We start from the raw sequence: 19,636 nt of genomic DNA on the forward strand, positions 1-19,636 counted from the left end.
GACCAGAGTCCTTAATCTGCGACCTTGTGTCCTGTGGGGCGCCTCACCAGGAGCACCCCCTCGTTCTCATCCCGCGCGTACGAGGCGCTACCCGTGCAGTCTGGTTGAGGAGTTCACCCGGCTCCGGCCGGCGCAGCATCCCAGATACCGCAAGAACATCCGCACACTCATGATCCTCATGTGCTGGCTCGGCTCCGGGACGGCCATCTTCGAACGCGACGTGCACAACCTGGCCCAGCTCGATCAGCATCTCGGTGCCAAACCCCTGGACGGCATACCGCCACCAGCGATGGCCCACCTCGACCAACCCTCACCTACTGGTCAGCCAACTGAGTGCGCTCGATCCCGACCACCCAGCCGTCAGCATGGGACTTCTAAGAGGGCGGTTCGTGGGTCTTTGAGTAATTCTGTCGTCGCCTGATGGTGTGAGTGCAGGCGGAATCCGCTGGCCCGGGGCCGGTGGTCTGTTGGGGTGGCGGGGTGAGTGAACCCAAGCCGTACCCGAGCGACTTATCGGGCGGGCAGTGGTCGTTGATCGAGCCGGTGATCACGGCGTGGAAGACCGGCACCGATCAGTCAGCGGCCACGAAGGCGCCTACGCGATGCGGGAGATCGTGAACGCGATCCTCTACCAGAGCCGGACCGGCTGCCAGTGGGCTACCTCCCGCACGACCTGCCGCCCAAGAACGCGACGTACTACTACTTCGCCGCCTGGCGGGACGACGGGACCGACCAGGTCATCCATGAGCTCCTGCGCTGCCAGGTCCGTGAGCGGGCTCGCCGATTAGAGGACCCGACCCTGGTGGTGCTGGACACGCAGAGTGTCCACGCGGCGGCCGGGGTCCCTGCCTCCACGACCGGCCGGGACGCCGGGAAACGGGTGCCGGGCGGTAAGCGGGGCCTGGCCGTGGACGTGCTCGGTCTGGTCATCGCCGTCACGATCCTCGCCGCGAGCGCCCACGACAACGCCGCGGGCATTGGCCTGCTCGAGCAGGTCACCCAGAACGGCGGCGGAACCGTCCGCAAGGCACTGGTCGACCAGGGCTTCAAGAACCAGGTCGCCGCCCACGGCACCCGCCTCGGCATCGACGTCGAGACCGTCGAACGCAACCCGCAGGAGTCGGGGTTCGTCCCGCAGCCGAAGAGGTGGGTGGTCGAGCAGACCTTCGGGATCCTGATACTGCACCGGCGCCTGGTCCGTGACTACGAGCACCGCCCGTCCTCGTCCGCCTCCCGCGTCTACTGGGCGATGACCCACGTCATGGCCCGCCGGCTCACCGGCGCGAACACTCCCACCGGGCGCGACCCGCAGGCGGTGGCCGGATGAACATCCAGCCCATGCTCGATGCGCTCGGCCTCCAAGAGGACGCCGCCCGGGCCATGGCCGACGACCTCCACACCCAGATCGGTGAACTCCGGGCTCGGCTGTGGGAGGCCGAGACCCATCTCGAGCACCTGACGATCACCCGGAAGACCGTCACCGCCCTCGCCGACCGGGTCCCCGCCCAGACGGCCTCGCCGGGCCTGCCCGAGCACCCGGACTACCCCCGCATCCTCGCCGTATTCAACGAGGCCGCCGGCCCGCTGAGGGCCCGTGACGTCTGCAAAGCCCTCGACCACGAACTGCTGCCGAAGAACATCGAAGGCACCCGCACCAAGCTGAAACGCCTGGTCAAGCTCGACATCCTGGCCGAGGTCGACACCGGCAGCTTCACCAGGAAGCAGTAGCCGACCGAAACCCTGCGACCAGCAGCCCTGCCCCATCCTCACCGGGAAACGGACATGGGTGTAGCTCTTCTGGGGATCAGCCCGGATCGGACAGGAAATCCTCGACAGCGGCGGCGAACTGGGCCGGAGCATCGTGGTGCACGACATGACCGGCAGGCAGCTCGGCGAGACGGGCCTTGCCGGCGCGACGGCTGATCATTTCGCTGGCATGGGCGGCCGCCAGCTCATCGCTGCGTGTTCCACGGATCAGCAGAGTGGAGCAGGCCACCGCCGTCCAGTCGTGCCAGTGGTCACCATTGAGCGCCTTCTGGGACGCCACCGTGTGCTCGATGTCGAACGAGAATCCCCAGCCGCCCTCCGACCGACGGAAGGAACACTCCAGATAGGGAGCCGTCGAGCCCAGCGCGGCCACCAGATCCTGGCGCAACGGCGCATGGCGGGGCAGGCGCAAGGTGAATGACCAGTCGCTGTCCACCACCGCGCCGATGTCCTCGACGATCAGCGCACGGACCCGATCCGGCTGCCGGGCAGCGTACTGGTATGCGTTCACTCCGCCCAGCGAGTGGCCCAGCACCGCCACCGGCCCGATGCCCAGATGCCGATGGAAGGCAGCGACATCAGCGACGTAGTCGTCCCGCTCGTAACACTGAGCACGATCGGACTCCCCGTGCCCGCGTTGATCGAGCGCGATCACCCTCCACCGCGGCGCCAACGCCTCAGCCAAAGGCGCGAACGCCGACGCCTCGTTGTAGTGCCCGTGCAGGGCCAAAAGCGGAGTACCCGGACCACCGAAGTCCAGATACGACAGTTTCCGTCCGCCGACCACGAAGAACTCACGCATGACGTGGATGCTATGCGGCAACACTGACACCCGATGGCTGACCAGCAGCCGACAGAGACCAGAACTGCCCTCTCAGTCAGAATGAGCTACACCCAACGGATATCACCTCACGAACCGCCCTCTCACGGCGACAAGATCGTGCCCCTCGCCGTACTACCTTGGTTCGTTCGGCATGGGGTTGCCCCAGCCTTCGCCGGCACCGGCACGGTACCCGTCCAGACGGAGGCCAGCATGCCCGCTGTGCACCACAACCTCACGATCCCCGACCACGAGATGCTGCGCGCCGAGGCCACGCGCGAGGTCCAGCAGGAGCTGAGCAAGATCGCCCGGCCCGACGACCAATTCAAGAGGGCGTGCGAGATCGTGCAGCAGGCCGACCTGGAGATCACCGCCCACTCCGAGAAGCGCAACCAGGCTGCGCTGTCGCTGTGGTTCTACGACGGGGTGCGCGGCCTGGAAACGGTCCTCGGCATCACACACAACGCGTATGTCGAGATGCGCCGCATCGCCCTGACCAGCGACCCGAAGGCGAACATCAACCCTGGTGGTGACCCCCGCGCCCGCATGACGCCCGAGCAGCGCATCGTGGCCGCCCAGCAGGCCGGTGTGCCGCGCTTGAACGCTGAGAAGGCCGCGCGGCTGCCGTCGCTCGCCGCCACGGTGTCGGTCGCCACCACCCGCAGGAAAGCCGCGATGCCGTTCCTCCAGGACGCCGCGCTGGCGCTGACCGAGGAGCCGTACGGCTGGTCCACGGAGCGCATCGGCAAGCTGGGCGATGTCACCCCGAAGTACGTGCGCGACGTGAAGAACGCGGCGGACAGGCGTCGCGGTCGTTGCCCCCCCGCCCCTGCCCGGCCCCGAAGTATCACCGGGGCCGGGTTTTCAGCCCCCGGTTCACCAGGGACCGCCGAGGCTTGAAAATCCGGCGCCGGTGAAACCGGCTACCGGTGCATCGGGTCCCGGCAGATAAGGCGCCCTTAAATACCCGACGATCCCCGGTTAGCGAAACCGGGGATCCTCCGGACCATTGTCCTTCCACCACCCCCGTGCCGTTCGTGGAAGAACCCCTGCTGTGCCCCAAGCCGCCCGCCCACCGTACGTTCCCGAGGACGTCCTCACGCCCGACAGGGATATGCCCCATGGCCACTTCCGGCCCGGTGACCAGGTCGTCGTCCTCAAGGGCGTGGCCGGCGGGGAGCTGTGGGGGGATGCCATGACGGTGGTGACCCCGTCCTGGCACACGCTCACCGACGAGGACGGCTGGCGACTGCGCGATCCCAACGGCGGGCAGCAGACCTTCGTCACCGCCCACCCTCGCTACCTGGTTCACCTCTCGCGGCGCTGCCCTGATTGCCTCATCTACCTGCGCGCCTTGGAGGACTACCTGATCCCGAAGTTCGCCGACGCGGGCACCGAGGTCGACTGCGGCTGGTACTCCACCACCGTGCTGAACCAGCTCGTGCACATCGCCGATGCCCGGGACGGCCGATGATCCCGCTCATCTGCGAGTCGCAGTTCTTCCCCTCCGTCTCGCTCTCCGCCGCCCTGGGCCGTCCGATCGCCGAACAGGACGTTCTGGGTGAACTCGTGGTGGCCAGCGCCTCCCTGGACTCCAGCATCGCCGAGGGCGGCCCCAAGGAGTGGATGTTCGCCGACTGGGAGGAGTACCTCCTCGCGCCGCAGTCCCTCCACCCCTACGCTGCCGGGCCGAACGGCCACGATCCCGAGATCTTCCACATGGCGGTCCGGCTGCACCCCGCCGACCGGGAACTGAGCCCGCCGGAGTGGGCGGAGATCGCCCAGCGGCTGACCCGCGTCACCGGCCTCGCACCCACCGGAGATGAACACGCATGCCGCTGGGTCGTCGCCCTGCAGGCCCGCCCCGGTCGACTCGATGTGATCGCCAACCCCATCCGCGACGACGGCACCCGGGCCCGACAGCCGTGGCCCGTGCACGAAGCTCTCCGCAACGAGTGCCGCCTGATCGAAGTTGACATGGGCCTTGTCTCCACCCAGCCTCGTGGCGGGCGCCCGCTGACCGCGCATGTTTTGCCTCAACACCTCGCCATGCCTAGGCCGGTGGCAGATCAGTCCCCGTCCGCGGTGGCCGCGCAGCTCGCCACGCTGATGTGCCAGCTCGCCGACGAGACCAGCGGCCCGATCGCCTCGGTGCGCAGCCTGGTTGAGCGGGCCGTCTACCGGCTGGAGGAGCTGCCCCACTCCTACGGCCCCGCAGCGGGACACCGGCTGGAGTGGATCGCCCGGCGCCTGTACGGCATCCAGCGGGATCTGGAAGCCGCCGCCGCGGATCTGCCCGGAGCCAACCAGCGCGTCGGCCTGACCACCCGCGCGCCTGCCGCACCTCACCCGGCGCCCGCGCGCCGTTCCCGCTGAGTACCGCGAGAAAGCCCTGCCCTTGGCCATCTCGGACCGCTACCTGCCCCCTGCAACGCGACGTGCACTCCGGCGAAGTCCTCGCCCGCGGCGGCGCCCCCGGAAGCGCACAGCATCCTGGAGCGCACCGGCTTCATCCCCGCCGTCCGCGTGCACGAGCACTACCACCGGCTGCCCACCGGCCTTGACGAGGCCGAGGAGGAACGTCTCGCCACCCGAGCCGTGGCGCGGCTGCGCGCCGTCCGGTACCACGTCGCCTGCGACGAGGCGTTCGAGACCGAACTGCGTGAACCGCACCGCCTCCCCCTCGGCGCCTCCACCGCCCACCAGACCGAACGCATCTGACAGGCGACCAGCACCGAAGAGATCGCGGACGCGCTGACCGATCTCACCGCCGTCCACGACGGCGTCCTGGCCGCCCTCGACGATGTCCTCGCGGCAACGACCGAATTCCACCTATGCCTTGGCGGACCATCCGACATCGTTACCGCCTCCCGGCTGCGCCACCGCGTCGAAGGCCGCCTGGACGTCATCCGAGCGGACCTGGCCGCCGTCCACGCCGACCTTGCGAGCCGCACCCGCAGCGCAGCGTGCGCAGCGCAGAAGTCGGCCCGAGAGAGCGCGAAGCCTCCGCCGTCTGCGGCTACCCGCCCCGTCCCGGACCACCACAACACCCAACTCGCAGCCCGCTGCCCCGGCCCCTGCCGGGCGGCGGCGCTGACCACCATCCCCGAGGAACTCATGCACGATCCCACCCCTGATCTCGCGTCCTTCGCCACCGCTCTCGCCGACGAACTCCCCGGCAACTGGAGCAGTGAGCACCTGAGGCACGCGCAGTACCCCGACCAGTTCGACCGCGCCGAACACGTCTGGGACATGAACCTGGTCACCCACGCCATCGCCGAGCACGTCCTGGACCAGGACGCCGTCCTCACCCGCGACGACGGCGCACGCCTGTACGTCATCACGCGCCCCCGCAGAGGCGAGGAATTTCTCGTCGGCGCCATCGCCCCGGCCGACATCCCTGCCGAAGCCTTCCGTTCAGTGCGCGAGCCCGACGGGATCGTCGTCCCCGACGATCCGGTCCAGGCCGCTGCGGATATCACCGCCAACCTGCTCCCCCGCTACGACAAGGCCCTCATCCAGGTCCGCGACAACGCCGCCCGCCTCGCCCCGGCGCCGCCGCCGGAACTCGTGGTGATCACTTTGAGCGGCCGGGACTTCCACGTCTCCAAGCCGGACCGGGCCGATGCCGTCAAGGTGCTCCTCGACCAGGGCTGCGTGTACGACAAGGACCAGGACGCCTTCGTGCTGCCCGGCGGGGACACCGCCGCGCAGGCAGCCGCCATCCAGAACGCCGCAGCACAGCTGACCCAGCTCGGCGTCGGCCTCACCGTCCAGCCCCTGCGGACCTCCCCCGCTCTGAACACGGTGCCCGTCGCGGCCCCGCACCAGACAGCAGCATCCGCGGTCCGTACGCGATGAGCAACTCGGAAGACGGCAAGCCGACGTCGCCTGTCCGGCGGCGATAGCCCGCAGATGAAGAGAGAAGCTCTCCTCCGGGGCAACAGAGCCGACGACGAGCAGCGGCTGACCGCGCCGTTCCGCTGCTGACCGGCGCCGGATACCGCATCGCCATCGACACCGTCTTTGGGGGCACCGCCTCCCAAGCCGCCCGTGCCGCTACCCAGCCTCCGCCACCGGCCACGGCCCCGGCGACACCACTCGCCGCGGGAGGCCACCGCTCCCGCCGCTCCCCGCGACCGCCCTGGCTGGCCCCCACTGCGGGGGCCAGCCCCGCCGCCCGGAGGGACCGCACATCCCCGCGCCCGACCGCACACCCCCACCCATCACCGCCAGCAGAAACCCGCGCCTGGCCGCTGCCTTGTTCCGCCGCTACCTGCGCGCCGTCGCTGTCGGCAGCCGCGAACGCTCCGTCCCCCTGGCCGGCGGCCAGCCAGAGGGCGTCCTCAGCGAAGCCCGCCGCCTCGGCCGACGCAGCTGACCGTCCCTTTTTCTTCGTCCACAGGAGGCCCATGACCGACCTGTCGTCCTACCCCGTACGCCTCGCCGAGGACATCGCCCACCTCATCAAGACCCTGGACGACCACCTCGACCGGGCCACCCCGCACCAGGCAGCCGAGATCCTCGGCGTCGTCCTCGACACCGAGCAAGGCATCCTGACCCGGGTCACCGATCTGGTCGGCACCGGATCCCGGTTCGCCCAGAACCAGGCCCACCGCGGGATGCTCCCGCCCGAGGTCTGGCTCGCGATGGGCCGTGCCTCCAACGAACTGCACAGCGTCGGCATGGATCTTGACGAGCACGCCGATGCCCTCAAGCAGCTCGGGACACCGCCCACCACGGCAAGCACTCTGCCGCCCCAGCCCGTCGCCTCCGCCATGGTCGTCCGGAGGAGCCGGTGAAACAGCAGCAGCGGACCGGCTGGAGCCCCGGCGCCCAGCAAGCCGAACAGCACTACCTGGTCGAGCCCCGCTACCTCGCCGGCGGCGGCGACATCCGCTACGTCAGCGAGTTCCTGCGCGCCTCCGGCTGGAACGACAAGTCCAAGACCGGCGGGCCACTGGTCTTCGACAGCCCGGACAAGTCCGTCCGCATCGGATACGACCCCTTCACCCAGCCCGGCGGCTGGACGATCTCCGGAAAGGCCGGCCCCGGCCAGGAAGCCTGGCACGCGACCTTCACCCGCCAGACGCCCGTGGAGATCATCGCCGGGTTCACCGACGCGCTCACCCGCCCCCGCTCCGCGCACGCCCCCAACGCCTGGGCACCATTGCAGGAACAGCGCTGGAAGACCGAGCAGGGCCAGCACTTCACCGCCATGAGCCCCGACGGCGGCGCCTGGATGCAGTTCCACCAGTCCAAGCCCGGCGAAGCGCTGTGGTGGGCCGGAGCCCGCAACGAGCACGGCCGGATCTGGGACGCCTCCTTCACCGCCTCCACGCCGACGCACCTCGTCCAGGCGTTCAGCACCGCGCTGGCCGACCCGCAGCAGGTCATGCGCCCGCGCGGCCACGTGCCGCCCTCCACCCGCATCCGCACCACCTCCGTCTCCGTGCGGCCCGAGGAGCTGTCCGCCTGGCAGCAGGCCCGTGTCCGAGCCGCCCGCACCGCCACCTGGGCCCGCAACTCCTGGGCCTCCACCCGGCCCCGACACCAGACGCCCACCGCCGGCCCGTACGCCCAGGCAGGCTCCCGCGCCCGCCACTGACCGGCTGCCCCCTCGCCTCGTACCGAAAGCCCACGCCTTGCCCCACCACCCACCTGATGCCCCCACCCCCCAGCAGGTCCGTCAAGCCACGAGCACCCCCGCCGATCTCGCCGCCTACCTGCGGACGCACCCCCCGCTCGACGACGTCCTGCCGCTGCTCGATGAGGACGACGGCGTCCCGATCCTGCTCGGCAATGCCCTGCGCTGCACCGAGCACCTCGTCGGCCAGCAGGCCGCGTTCCCCGTGCCCGACGAAACCCGCCTGATCATGGAAGCCTTCCGTGAAGCCGCCCAGGAGGTCACGGACTGGCACGTTCTGCACTGGGACGTACAGCGGCTGCATACGCAGACCGGCGCCCCGGAGTGACGCCCGACCCCTACCTGCCCACCCGCGCCAACTTTCCGCACGGCACCATCTGGTTCGAGACTCAGCCCCGCCACCTGGCCGGGCGCGGCGACCCGCGGCACATCACCCAGGCACTGCGGACCGCAGGCTGGGCGAACCGCTCCGACCCCGACTTCCCCCACGTCCTGCTGGTCAGCCCCGCCTACCGGCACACCGTGGTGCTGGAGCCCGACCCCGAGCCCTCCGGGGCATGGTGGCGCATCCGCGGCCAGGAAGAAGACGGCCGGCGCTGGTACACCGAGTTCGGCGCGCACACCCCCGTGGAGATCCTCGCCCACCTCACCGACGCGCTGCTCCAGCCCGCTCCCGAGAAGACGCCGCCGATCTGGTCGCCGCTGACCGCGGCGGGCTGGTCCTACCAGCGCGACGGACACGGCAACGAACTCGCGCGCCACCCCGACGGCATCCTCAGCCTGGAGCGGTGGTCCGTCGAGCCGGGCGAGACCTTCCACTGGCGGGCCCAGGCCGCCGTGCCAGGCGGCGGCGGTGGCCTTCACCGGATCTGGCACGCCTACCTCGACGAGCAGATGCCGCCCCACCTGATCGCCGCATTCACCACTGCCCTGACCGACACCAAGCCCGTGCAGCGCGCGATGTACGACGTGCCGCACTCCCACCTGGTCACCCAGGAGCAGCGCGGCCCGCAGGGCGAGCAGCTCGCCGACGCGCCCCAGGTGCGGCTCAAAGCGATGCGTGCCGCCGCGCGCAAGGCCCGCCGCACGGCCGCACTCACCACGGGCTCACCGGCGCCCCGCGCCACACCGGCCGCTGCGGCCCCCGGCCGGGCCCGCTGAACGAGCCGGGCGGCAGTACTCCCGCCCGGCTCACCGCCCCCCTCTTGTTTTCATCCTTCGTCTGAGAGCGCTCTTGTCCCCAACTGCCCACGCCCCCGATGAGATTCACCGCGAGCGCCTGCACCAGCTCGCCAACTTCCTGCGCGAGAGCGAGGAGATCCTCGCCGACTTCGACGCCTGGCGCGAGGAGCACAGCGACCTCGACGGCTGGCCCCTCGACGACGACGAGCACAGCCGTCGTGCCGTCAAACGCGACGCGGACACCTGGCGGTCCTTCAACCGCGTCCGCTCCTTCGCCAAGGAACTGCTGGCCACCGCCGAGGTACAAGTGCAGCAGCTCAACCCCGCGCACCTCCAGTCCCGCTGGCCCTGGCAACTCGGCGTCCTCAACTACGCCCTCAAGCAGCTCGGCGCGCTGCAGCAGGAATGGCTCGAAGCCCGTGACGCACTGCCCCCGACCGCCCGGCCGGGCAGCTTCGCGTACGACGACGCGCTCGCCGAGCGCAACGAGGAAGCCTGGTCCTACCTCGACGACTGGGCCAGCCACGGCAAGGCTCTCCTCGAAATCCAGACCGCCGCGCAGGACCTCCCGCCCCGCTCACCGGCCTTGACCTCAGCCCAGGCGCACGTCCGCCCGGCGGCCCCGGCCGCGGCGCCGTCCGCTGTGGCCCGCAGGTGACCGGCGTGCCGCACGACATCGACATCGCGCTGGTCGCGCCCCGCTACCTCGCCGGCCTCGGCGACCCGACCTGGGTGACCGTTCCGCTCCACCGCGCCTGCCGCTGGAGCACCGCCAAGGACCCGCTCGTGCCCCGGGTCATCCTGACCAGCCCGGACCAGCTCGCCCAGCTGCGCATCGCCCCGGATCCGGACCCGGCCGAACCGTGGTGGACCCTGCGTCACGCACATCACGGCGACCAGCGGGCCTGGTCGGCCACCTTCGACGCCCACACACCGGTCGAGATCATCGCCGCGGTCACCGACGCCCTCACCGACCCCGCCACACCACCGGTCGCACCCGACGACCCCTACGAGACGCTGCGCGCGGCAGGCTGGCACGCTCCCCGCCACCACGACGGTCGCACCTCGATCGAGAGCATGATCTCTCCCGACGGTCTGGCCCGCGTCGCCGGTCTCGTCCATGAACACCGCACCACCAGATGGGTCGTCGAGACGTCCGTACCACACCTCCCCACGCTCTGGCGCGCCTACATGGACAACAACACCCCGCCCCACCTGGTCTCCGCGCTCTTCGGAGCGCTGGCCGACGAGACACCCCTCGTCCGCGAACTGCACCGCGTCCCGCACCTGGCAGCCACCCACGGCCGCACCACCACCGGCCGGGTGAGCGCCGAGAGCGTCGCCTTCGCGCTGGAGCACCGCACCACCGCCCTGGCCCAGCGCAGCACCCCGACGCCACCGGTCACACCCACCCCCGGACCACACGTGCGAAAACAGCGCCGGGCCCGCTGACCGGCTGACACCCCGCTCACCTCTGGAACCGCCCTCTTGCCCCAGCCCTCCCCCAGCCAGTCCACCGACGCCACGGACATCGCCTTCAAGATCCTTCTTGGGGCCATCGCCATCGCGGTCCCCCTGTCCAATCTCGCCTGGCTCGGCGGGCAGATCACCGCCTGGGCCACCGACTCCGGGCCCGACGCCCCCTACCAGCCCGTTCAGGCCCTCCTGCACCCCGACCAGCTCTGGCCGGACCTGGGAGAAACGTCCCTGCTGGTCGGCGCGCGCATCCTGCCCGGCGCCGTGCTGCTCGCCCTCGGTATCACCGCCGCCGTGCCCTACCAGCGGCACAAGGGCACCGGCGGCGGGCGCAAGAAGCGCATCGACGGCATGGCCAAGCGCACCGACATCGAGCCGCTGTTGTCCAAGGCGATCACCTCCAAGGCCCGCTCGCTGCGCCCGAGCCTCAAAGACGCCAAGCACATCGACGCCAACGACACCGGCATCCTCCTCGGCAACCTCCAGGGGACGAAGTGCGAGGTGCGCATGGGGTACGAGGACGTCGCCGTTGCGATCATGGCGCCGCGCTCCGGCAAGACCACCTCCCTGGCGATCCCCTCCATCCTCAACGCGCCCGGCCCGGTGCTGCTGACCTCCAACAAGGCAGCGGGCGATGCTTTTACCGCCACGCTCGACGCGCGGGCGGCCGTCGGCCGGACCTGGTCGATGGACCCGCAGCAGATCGCGCACGCCGAGCGCACCATGTGGTGGAACCCGCTGGCCACCGCCAAGACCCTCGACGGGGCGGGCAGGCTCGCCGGGCACTTCCTCGCCGCCTCGGTCGACGCCTCCCAACAGGGCGACTTCTGGTCGAAGGCCGGATCCAACATCCTCTCCCAGTTGTTCCTCGCCGCTGCTCTGGACGAGCGCCCCATCACCGACGTGATGCAGTGGCTGGCCTTCCCCGCCGACCGCACCCCGCTCGATATCCTGCGCGACCACGGCTTCACCGCGGTCGCCTCCCAGCTCAAGGGCACCGTCGAAGGGCCGCCGGAGACCCGCGACGGCATCTACGAGACCGCCCGGCAGTACGCCGCCGCGCTGCTGAACTCGGAGATCGCCGCCTGGGTGACGCCGCAGAAGGATGTCGAGGAGTTCCGGCCGGAGGCGTTCGTCACCTCGACCGACACCTTGTACCTGCTCTCCAAGGACGGCGGCGGCGGAGCCAGCGCCCTGATCGCCGCGTGCGCGGACTCGGTGATGCGGGCCGCGACCGCCCAGGCCGAGCGCGCCGGCGGGCGCCTGGATCCGCCGATGCTGGCGATCCTGGATGAGGCCGCGAACGTGTGCAAGATCAGCGACCTGCCAGACCTGTACTCCCACCTCGGCAGCCGCGGGATCATCCCGATCACGATCCTGCAGTCCTACCGCCAGGGCCAGAAGGTGTGGGGGGACGCGGGCATGGACGCCATGTGGTCCGCCTCCACGATCAAGGTGATCGGGTCCGGGATCGACGACCCCGACTTCGCCGACAAACTCTCCCGCCTGATCGGCGACCACGACGTCGAGACCACCTCCACCTCGCACTCGGAGTCGGGCAAGAGCACCTCGGTGTCGATGCGGCAGGAGCGGATCCTGGCCGCCGACGCCATCCGCGCCCTGCCCAAGGGCACCGCCCTGTGCTTCGCGACCGGCATGCGCGCCGCCATGCTCGACCTGCGCCCCTGGTATCTCGAGCCCGGCGCCGACGAGCTGTCCGCCGCCTCCGCCCGCGCGTCCAAGGGCATCACCGAGCGGGCCGTCGCCAAGGCCACCCCGAAGCAGTCCGACTTCGACACCGCCGCGTAGAACCCGCCTTCTCCCTCGTTCAGCTCGGCGCGACCCGCCGCCCATCCCGCACCGACCGTCAGCACACCTGGAACCGCCTATGACACAGATCCACGATGTCCCCGACGACTGGAACCCCCGCCACCGTTGCTGTCTGGAGTGCGGCAACAGCGAGCCCGAAGTCACGCTGCGGGCCATTACCCACACCGCAACGGACCAGCAGGCTCTCGCCTGCACCAGGCACATCGCGGACGTTGCCGCCGTCCTCGACTCCTTCGCAGCGGCGCCGAACACTCCAGCCGAGCAGCCGCCGAAGCCCGCTACCGCGCCGGCGCCGTCCTCGGTAACCGCCCCTCGGCACCGCTCCCGGACATGACCCACCCTCCCGCCGCTGAGCTGCTGTTCGAGGTGCCGCCACCGCCAACGCCCGTCGAGCGTCTGCTTGCCCTCGCCGACCGCTACACCCAGCACAACGATCTGCTCGACCTCGTGCTCGCCGACAACGCCGAGCCCGATCCGGCAACGCACGTCACCTCCGCGCAGCAGCTGACCTCCGAAACGCTGTACGCCATCAAGGCGGTCGACGACCAACAGCTTTACGAGAGCGCGGACTTGTCCGACGCCATGGTCCGGCTCAGACAGCTCGCCTACCTCAGCACGGCATCCGAAGCCGAACGCCCGCAACTGGCGCGCGAGCTGACCGCGCTGGCCCCCGAGGCCGTCCTGGACAGCGCGACGCGCGTGGCCGGTGAGATGCGGCGACGGCGCTGGAGCAACGCCGCAGTGCCCGATGCATCATTCTCCGACGCGCAGCACACGGCTCTGCACGAGATCGCCCGCGGCCACGTTGTGGTCACCGGCTCCGCAGACCGGCGGTACGTCCATCACCGCACGGCACGCCTCCTGATCAGCACGCTGCGGTCCCTGGAAGCCAAGGACCTCATCGCGCGGAAGGCCAAGTCCGCCGCCCCCGCATACATCGGGGGACCACCGCAGGACCGCGTGCACCTCACGCCCGCCGGCGTCACGGCCCTGGCCACCGTCCTCGCCCTGCCCCCAGCCGCCACGGCGGGCCCCTCCCGTGGGCCCGCGCCCCGTACGCGGACGGCCGCCCGAGGCCGCTGAACCCCTCCCGGAGCCCCATGCCCCCACCCGGCCTGAACGAACAGTCACAGCAACTCCGCTCCCTAGCCCAGAGCTTCGAGGAACTCCACGACCGCGTGCTCGACCTCTCCTACACCCCTGGCACCGACGCGCTACACACGATCACTCCGCTTCTGCTCGCGGCCCAGGAGCTGACCGCGACCGCGCTCGGGCACCTGACGGCCCTGGGCGACAGCACGTACACCAGCATCACCGGCAGCCGCGCCGCGCTGGAGGCCCTGTCCGCCACCGTCGCTGGCGCATCCCTGGCCTGCACCGACCTCGCCGAGGCCCTCTCCGCCAATCCGTACGAGGGCGCGCCCTTCGACGGATCCCCGGCTGACGATGCCCAGGCCCGCGCGGCACGCCACACCGAGGCCATCCCCCGCATGAACAGCCACCTCAAGGACGCCGCCCACCAGCTCGATGTGGGGGCGGCTGCCTGTCACTACCTCGCCACCAGCATCAGCCGCAGCCTGCCAACCGCGTCATCCCACCCGCCACAAGCCGTGGCCAGGCTCAATGCCACCCAGCACGCGGCGCTGAAGTCGCTGGCTCAGGGCGGTGGACAGCTCTGCGAAGGTACCCGCAAGGGCGTGGCCCGAGTCATGGCCCACGACGGGTCCCCCATCACCGTCGCCACCTTCCGGGCCCTCGTCAAGCGCGGCCTCGTCACCACCGACACCAGCAAGTCGCTGCTCGTCGGCCAGGACATCACGGTCACCGAGCAGGGGCAGCGCGCCCTCGCCCAGTTCCGCCCCACCGGCACCCTCACCACCACAGCGATGCCGGCACCCAGACCCACCGCGACTGCGGGCGTGCGCCGGTGACGGAATGCACCTTCGAAGGTTCACACCGGCTCTTCGCTACGAGCACGGTGCGCGAACTCGCCGACGGCATCGGCCGGTTCCCCGCACCGGCACGCGCCGCCCTGGCCGTCACACCGGTGCTCGCGCTACCCGCCTCGCCGTCCCCGGCAGCCCTGCGGCGCTGAGCCTTCCTTTCTCCCCAACCTCATTCCCCATGGACGCACCATTTCCGAATCTCCCGCCTTCCGGTGCATTTCTCTAGGCGCTGGAGTGCAATCCAGCGCCATGCTCGCCCTGTCCGCAAAGGGCATCCTCCCCAAGGTCGATTACGCGATATTCGCCGATACCGGATGGGAACCGCAGAACGTTTATCGGCATCTTGACCGACTGCAGCGCGAGATAGCCGCTCCGGCCGGAATCTCTGTCCTGCGCGTCTCTTCCGGGAACATCAGAGAGGACGCACTCGACCCCGATCACCGCTTCGCCTCCATGCCGCTCTACATACTGAACAAGGACGGCAAGCCTGGGATGACCAGGCGCCAATGTACTGGTGAGTACAAAATTAAGCCATTGAAGAAGCAGGTGCGTCAGCTCCTCGGCTACCCCTATCCGGCGCGCATCCCCAGAGATGTCTTCGTTGAGCAGTGGGTCGGCATCTCGACGGATGAATTCCACCGGGCCAAGGACTCGGACGTCAAATACATGCTCAACCGGCATCCGCTCATCGACATGGGCTGGTCAAGAGCCGACTGCGTCCGGTACCTGACGTCACTCGGGCTGACCGACACCCCGAAATCAAGTTGCCTTGGATGTCCCTTTCACGGAAACGCGCAGTGGAGATCCATCCGGGACTCCTCGCCGCAGGAGTGGGCGGATGTGGTGGCCTTCGACGCGGCCATCCGGCAAGGCAACGCCCGCGCCAACGCCACCGGCAACCGGCTGCTGGGCGAGGCGTTCCTGCACCGCTCGCGCGTGCCGCTCGACCAGGCGCCGATCGACCATGTCACCGCCGCCGAATGGGCCGCCCTGCAGCAGGAACTCGGCGACGCCGAAGCGGACGCCCAGACCTTGGAAGAGGGCGTCATCGACGGCTGCTCCCCGTGGGCCTGCCGCGGTGAAGTCGAGCCGGTTCCAGGCGATTTCGGGCTGGCCTCTTGATACTTGATCTGTTCGCTGGCCCCGGGGGATGGAGCCAGGCCCTGACCTTGCTCGGTGTACGGGACGTGGGCCTGGAATGGGACGAGTGGGCGTGCAAAACCCGGGTGGCTGCAGGGCAGTTGACGATCCGCACTGATGTCGCGGCCTACCCCCTGTGGCCGTTCTTCGGCAGGATCACTGGGCTGATCGCGAGCCCGCCGTGTCAGGCATGGTCGATGGCCGGCAAGCGCCTCGGGCTCGTCGACCAGCCCTTGGTGCACCAGGCCGTGGCCGACCTCGCCACCGGCCGCGATACCCGCGCACAGCTGCATGCCTCCTGCCGCGATCCACGCTCCCTGCTCGCCGCCGAACCCATGCGCTACCTGCGCGCCCTGCACCAGCACGGCCAGCCGGAGTGGGTCGCGATGGAAGAAGTCCCCGACGTCCTGCCCCTGTGGCGCCAGTACGCCGCCATCCTGCGCACCTGGGGGTACTCGGCCTGGACAGGGATCTTGAACGCGGCCGACTACGGCGTGCCGCAGACCAGGCGGCGGGCGATCCTGCTCGCCTCCCACGCCCGTACCGCCGAGCCTCCGCCGCCCACGCACGCCAAACTCGCCGAGCCCGAGTCGCTGTTCGGGCCGGGCCGCGCCCGCTGGGTCTCCATGGCCGAGGCCCTCGGTTGGGGCGCCACCGACCGCCCCGTACCGACCGTGTGCGCCGGGGGCGGCCCCGGGGGCGGGCCCGAGCCGTTCCCCTCCGGCTCCCGCAAGACCCTCAGCGACGCCCGTGACCGCGGCACCTGGAAGCCGCACCCGCCCGCCAACTCGGCCGGCTCTGTGGCGGATGGCCGGGCAGCGAAAGCCCTCCACGCCGAACACCCCGCCGCGCAGGCGACGCCCACGGCATGGCGCTGGAGCCTGCGCAGCAACAACCAGGCCAACGCCACCGTCCGCACGATCGATGAGCCGGCCGGGACCTTGTTCTTCGGACACCGGGCCAACGAGTGCGTGTGGCAGGCGGAGCCGGTCGCCACCACGCCGCCGGGCCCTCTCCCGGCCCCGGATCCGATCCGGATCACCGCCGCCGAGGCCGGGATCCTGCAGACCTTCCCCGCCGACTATCCCTGGCAGGGCAACAAGGGCCAGGTCTTCAGCCAGGTCGGTAACGCCGTCCCGCCCCGGCTCGCAGCCCACCTGCTGGCACCGCACCTCGGCAAGACCCTCACCCCCGACGACTTCACCCTGGCCGCCTGATGCCCCCTCCCTCCACCGACGACGAAAACGACGACCTCGACGCCCTTCCCTCGCCCCCACCGGTGCACTACGCCGAACAATGCCTGCTCGGCGCACTTCTGCTGGACCCCCACCGCCTCGACGAGATCGGCCCACTGGAGCCGGGCCACTTCTCCAGCCACACGTACGGCGAGCTGTTCCGCGCCATGCGCTCGGCACCGGCCCCCAAGGCCGAGCAGCACCGCGCGAGCCCGGCCTGGCTGAACACCGTCCTGGACGCAGCCCGGCCTCATGCTCCGGGGCTGACCGCCTCCTACCTGCACACCCTCATCCAGCTCTGCTCGTGGCCGAGCCACGCGGCCGCGTACGCTTGGATGATCCGCGCCGACCACGCCCGCCGCAGCCTGCGCCTGCACGCCGAGCGCCTGGCCCAGACCGCGACGGACACCACCCTGCCCCACCGCGCGCAGGCCACCGTCCAGCAGGCCGATGCCCTCGCCCAGTTCCTGGACGACCTCTCCGGCCGCTTCGCCCCGCACCCCGGCTCCCTGCCGCGCACCGCCCTGCCGCCGGCACCCGCCAGGGACACCGCCAAGGAAGCCCTCGACGAAGAACGCCTCCTGATCGCCACCGCGACCGCGCACCCCGCCGACACCGGCCAGATGCGCTGGCTCGTACCCGAGGACTTCGCGCTCCCCCTGCACGCGGCGCTATGGCAGTGCCTCACCTCCCTCGCCCATCGCGGCGACCCTGTCGACCCGATCACCATGCTCTGGGAAGCCCAGCACCACGGCCTCCTCACCCACGGGACCACTTCCACAGACCTGCTGGCCCTGCTGTCCACGCCGGTCGCCTCCCCCGAGCACTGGGGCGAGAAGGTCCTTGAGCGCGCCTTGCTCAGCCGCGCGCAGACCGCCGCCCTCAGCATCGCCGCCCTCACCGACGACCCGGCCAACAGCTCCCACCAGCTGATCACCGGCAGCCGACGGGCGCTGGCCGAGCTGACCGCCGTGCGCTCCCGCTGGCACCAAGCCACCGCCCCGGCCACGCCACGCACCGCCCACCCAGCCCGCACCCCAGCAGCCCCCCGGGCCGGGCCAACCCCGCGTTCCGCCCCGCTCCCCGTCCGAGCCACCCGCTAGAAACCCCGGCCCGGGCCGACCTCCGCATCGGCCCGGACCGGTGAAACGAGCCCCCTATGCCCGGCACCGCGCCCGACGCTCACGTTCGCCTCGCCCTGCACCCCCTGCACCCCAGCGCCGTCGTCGCCACCCTCACCGGCAGCAAACTGCACACCGCCCGCGCCACCCTCACCTCGGAAGGCTTCCGACCGGCCGGCGACGACACGATGCTCCTCGTCCGTATCGACCACGAGGAGCCCTACTACGCCAACATCGCCGCCGACCTCCTGCGCGACGCCGGCATCCCCGTGGACATCACCGATCAGCTGCAGGAAGAGATCGCCACTGAGTGGACCTGGGCCCACCACCCCATGACCTGGCTGGACCGCGACGAAATCCGCCTCGTGTCCGCCGAAGCCCAGAAGATCCACGACGACATCGCCGCCGGGTACCTCACCATCCACCAGCACGCCCACGACGGCCACACCACCGTCGCCGTCGGCACCTACCAGCACGCCAACAGTGTCCACCTCCACGGCCAGGACCACCTGCGCGTCGTCAGCGGCACCTATGACACCCCCAAGGGAGCCATCGCCGACTTCGAGCGCCTGTACGGCGATGCCATCCGAACCGGCCCCGCACCGGCCACCGAAACCGAACAGCAGGCTGCCCAGGCCCTCGCCGCCCTGTCGGCCGGACCGGCCGCCCGCAACGCCCCCGTGGAACCGCAGGCGACGACCGAACGGGTGCCGGTGTACGCGGCCGACCCTGGTGACCACGAGGCTCTGCTGGACAAGTTTCTTGAAGAACAGGACGAGTGGGAGAAGTACCGCACCTGGGAGGACTCCACCGCCGTCGCGAATCACGAGTCCCTGACTCTGCGCGCGGTCTTCGACCACGATGCCGAAGGCCGTGGCACGAAGTGGACCTTCGCGGCCTACGAGACGCCGGTCAGCGACCGACTGTGGCACGGCACGGCCACCGCGTCCACGCCCACCGCGATCGTGAGCGCTCTGCTCGACGCGATGGCCACCGAGAACGCCTGGGGCAGCGGCCTCTCCCCCACCGCTCCCGAGGCCGCCATCACCGAGGCGACCAGTCCGCTCGCCGACGCGGACTGGAAGCACACCGTCGACGGGCGCTACATCACCTGGAAGACCCCCGGCCCCCAAGAAGGGGGCGTCCAGTTCGACACCTTCGCCGCCCAGAAGGCCGACGGCCCGCTTCCCAGCTGGACCATCTGGGGCGGCCACGCCGTCCACCAACCGGCTTGGGCACTCCAGCTGTCCGCGAAGGCCCCAGCAGTCCTGGTGCAGTACCTCGCCTTCGAGATGGCCGAGGGACAAGGCACCCGCCTCGTACGACCAGCGGCTGATGGTCCAGCGCTCCGCACCGCGCAGGCCCCTCCTACCGTGGCAGCTTCACCACCAGCCGCGCTTCCCGGGCGGAGCCGGTGAACCCCGACCCCTGAGCGGACGACCTGCTCTGGGTGGGCTTCGGCACCCTGACAG

21 protein-coding genes and 1 pseudogene are annotated in these 19,636 nt (G+C 70.5%); 21 read left to right on the plus strand and 1 reads right to left on the minus strand.

Translation table 11 applies throughout. The features are described 5' to 3' along the window. Positions 1–480: 480 nt before the first annotated feature. Both QK440_RS12380 and QK440_RS12385 read left to right on the plus strand, forming a co-directional pair. Positions 481–1,327: pseudogene (locus QK440_RS12380) on the plus strand (IS5 family transposase). Beyond that, positions 1,324–1,728: a hypothetical protein gene (locus tag QK440_RS12385; RefSeq protein ID WP_282793107.1), complete on the plus strand. Its 405-nt coding sequence runs from the start codon at positions 1,324–1,326 to the stop codon at positions 1,726–1,728. The pseudogene QK440_RS12380 and the gene QK440_RS12385 overlap by 4 nt, the downstream one beginning before the upstream one ends. 76 nt (positions 1,729–1,804) lie before the next feature. On the opposite strand, the gene QK440_RS12390 is transcribed toward QK440_RS12385, so the two are convergent. After that, entirely contained in the window at positions 1,805–2,569 is a 765-nt protein-coding gene (locus QK440_RS12390) for an alpha/beta hydrolase (RefSeq protein ID WP_282793108.1), read from the minus strand. A gap of 231 nt (positions 2,570–2,800) precedes the next feature. On the opposite strand from QK440_RS12390, the gene QK440_RS12395 reads away from it, so the two are divergent. From QK440_RS12395 to QK440_RS12485, 19 genes are all read left to right on the plus strand, one after another. After that, positions 2,801–3,487: a hypothetical protein gene (locus QK440_RS12395; RefSeq protein WP_282793109.1), complete on the plus strand. Its 687-nt coding sequence runs from the start codon at positions 2,801–2,803 to the stop codon at positions 3,485–3,487. Positions 3,488–3,701: 214 nt separating this feature from the next. Next, on the plus strand, positions 3,702–4,061 hold the full coding sequence (locus QK440_RS12400; RefSeq protein WP_282793110.1) for a hypothetical protein: 360 nt from the start codon (positions 3,702–3,704) through the stop codon (positions 4,059–4,061). Further along, positions 4,058–4,963: a hypothetical protein gene (locus tag QK440_RS12405; protein WP_282793111.1), complete on the plus strand. Its 906-nt coding sequence runs from the start codon at positions 4,058–4,060 to the stop codon at positions 4,961–4,963. Before QK440_RS12400 ends, QK440_RS12405 begins: the two co-directional genes overlap by 4 nt. Positions 4,964–5,113: 150 nt before the next feature. Next, complete coding sequence (locus tag QK440_RS12410; protein WP_282793112.1) at positions 5,114–5,308, plus strand: hypothetical protein; 195 nt, start codon at positions 5,114–5,116, stop codon at positions 5,306–5,308. A 396-nt stretch (positions 5,309–5,704) separates the two neighbouring features. Next, positions 5,705–6,448, plus strand: coding sequence for a hypothetical protein (locus QK440_RS12415; RefSeq protein ID WP_282793113.1), 744 nt, complete (start codon positions 5,705–5,707; stop codon positions 6,446–6,448). A gap of 551 nt (positions 6,449–6,999) precedes the next feature. Next, on the plus strand, positions 7,000–7,389 hold the full coding sequence (locus QK440_RS12420; RefSeq protein WP_282793114.1) for a hypothetical protein: 390 nt from the start codon (positions 7,000–7,002) through the stop codon (positions 7,387–7,389). Beyond that, complete coding sequence (locus QK440_RS12425) at positions 7,386–8,195, plus strand: DUF317 domain-containing protein (protein WP_282793115.1); 810 nt, start codon at positions 7,386–7,388, stop codon at positions 8,193–8,195. Before QK440_RS12420 ends, QK440_RS12425 begins: the two co-directional genes overlap by 4 nt. Positions 8,196–8,232: 37 nt before the next feature. After that, positions 8,233–8,562, plus strand: coding sequence for a hypothetical protein (locus tag QK440_RS12430; protein WP_282793116.1), 330 nt, complete (start codon positions 8,233–8,235; stop codon positions 8,560–8,562). Continuing rightward, positions 8,559–9,395 (plus strand): DUF317 domain-containing protein, encoded by an 837-nt coding sequence (locus QK440_RS12435; RefSeq protein WP_282793117.1) that lies wholly within the window; start codon positions 8,559–8,561, stop codon positions 9,393–9,395. Before QK440_RS12430 ends, QK440_RS12435 begins: the two co-directional genes overlap by 4 nt. 73 nt (positions 9,396–9,468) lie before the next feature. Further along, positions 9,469–10,074, plus strand: coding sequence for a hypothetical protein (locus QK440_RS12440; RefSeq protein WP_282793118.1), 606 nt, complete (start codon positions 9,469–9,471; stop codon positions 10,072–10,074). A gap of 5 nt (positions 10,075–10,079) precedes the next feature. After that, positions 10,080–10,868 carry a DUF317 domain-containing protein gene (locus tag QK440_RS12445; RefSeq protein WP_282793119.1) on the plus strand — a complete coding sequence of 263 codons (789 nt, stop codon included), beginning with the start codon at positions 10,080–10,082 and terminating at the stop codon, positions 10,866–10,868. A 36-nt stretch (positions 10,869–10,904) separates the two neighbouring features. Further along, on the plus strand, positions 10,905–12,701 hold the full coding sequence (locus QK440_RS12450; RefSeq protein WP_282793120.1) for a type IV secretory system conjugative DNA transfer family protein: 1,797 nt from the start codon (positions 10,905–10,907) through the stop codon (positions 12,699–12,701). Between the two features lie 351 nt (positions 12,702–13,052). Then, positions 13,053–13,805, plus strand: coding sequence for a hypothetical protein (locus QK440_RS12455; RefSeq protein ID WP_282793121.1), 753 nt, complete (start codon positions 13,053–13,055; stop codon positions 13,803–13,805). 17 nt (positions 13,806–13,822) lie between these two features. Next, entirely contained in the window at positions 13,823–14,653 is an 831-nt protein-coding gene (locus QK440_RS12460; RefSeq protein ID WP_282793122.1) for a hypothetical protein, read from the plus strand. Further along, positions 14,650–14,817 (plus strand): hypothetical protein, encoded by a 168-nt coding sequence (locus QK440_RS12465; protein WP_282793123.1) that lies wholly within the window; start codon positions 14,650–14,652, stop codon positions 14,815–14,817. The genes QK440_RS12460 and QK440_RS12465 overlap by 4 nt, the downstream gene beginning before the upstream one ends. Positions 14,818–14,917: 100 nt before the next feature. Continuing rightward, positions 14,918–15,790, plus strand: a complete 873-nt coding sequence (locus QK440_RS12470; RefSeq protein ID WP_282793124.1) for a hypothetical protein — start codon at positions 14,918–14,920, stop codon at positions 15,788–15,790. Beyond that, positions 15,787–17,025, plus strand: coding sequence for a DNA cytosine methyltransferase (locus QK440_RS12475; protein WP_282793125.1), 1,239 nt, complete (start codon positions 15,787–15,789; stop codon positions 17,023–17,025). Before QK440_RS12470 ends, QK440_RS12475 begins: the two co-directional genes overlap by 4 nt. After that, positions 17,025–18,146, plus strand: coding sequence for a DnaB-like helicase N-terminal domain-containing protein (locus tag QK440_RS12480; protein ID WP_282793126.1), 1,122 nt, complete (start codon positions 17,025–17,027; stop codon positions 18,144–18,146). The genes QK440_RS12475 and QK440_RS12480 overlap by 1 nt, the downstream gene beginning before the upstream one ends. Before the next feature lie 56 nt (positions 18,147–18,202). Continuing rightward, positions 18,203–19,582 (plus strand): DUF317 domain-containing protein, encoded by a 1,380-nt coding sequence (locus QK440_RS12485; protein ID WP_282793127.1) that lies wholly within the window; start codon positions 18,203–18,205, stop codon positions 19,580–19,582. Positions 19,583–19,636: the final 54 nt, after the last annotated feature.

The sequence above is a fragment of the Streptomyces sp. CC224B genome, assembly GCF_030010595.1.
Classification (GTDB): domain Bacteria; phylum Actinomycetota; class Actinomycetes; order Streptomycetales; family Streptomycetaceae; genus Streptomyces; species Streptomyces longispororuber.